The organism is Desulfonatronum sp. SC1 (assembly GCF_003046795.1).
GTDB lineage: Bacteria > Desulfobacterota > Desulfovibrionia > Desulfovibrionales > Desulfonatronaceae > Desulfonatronum.
In genome coordinates this window covers 1-480 of sequence record NZ_PZKN01000110.1, presented here as the reverse complement: position 1 = coordinate 480, position 480 = coordinate 1, and the positions used below count along the sequence as shown (strand labels likewise).

Sequence of the window (480 nt, the reverse complement as noted above, 5' to 3'; positions counted from 1 at the left end):
GGACTTGTTAGGCCGTAAAGTTTTACAAACTCAAGGTGCAATGCTTCGTGATTTCACTAAGATTGTTCACAAGTTTGTAGAAGCAAATAAAGACAATCCTGCCATGAAAGAATTTGTTGAGCCACTTGCTGCGCTGAACAAAGAATGGGGCGACCTCACTATGCAAATAGGTATGCGTGCAATGCAAAATCCGGATGAAGTAGGTGCAGCGGCTGTAGATTACCTCTACTTCTCTGGTTACGTTACTTTAGCTTATCTATGGGCTCGTATGGCGCTTGTAGCACAAGAGAAATTAGCTGCGGGTACAACCGATGTTGATTTCTACAATGCGAAAGTAACTACTGCTCGCTTCTACTTCAAGAAAATTTTACCGCGTGTACGCTCTCATGTAGACGTTATCGCAGGTGGTTTAGACCCATTGATGGCATTAGATGCTGAACATTTCGCTTTCTAATCATAGTTAGTTGCGATATGCAATGT

1 protein-coding gene is annotated in these 480 nt (G+C 42.5%); it reads left to right on the top strand.

Features of this window, described 5'->3' with window-relative positions:
- On the top strand, positions 1 to 454 hold a 454-nt coding region (locus C6366_RS18555; RefSeq protein ID WP_199221586.1), incomplete at its 5' end, for an acyl-CoA dehydrogenase C-terminal domain-containing protein.
- Positions 455 to 480: the final 26 nt, after the last annotated feature.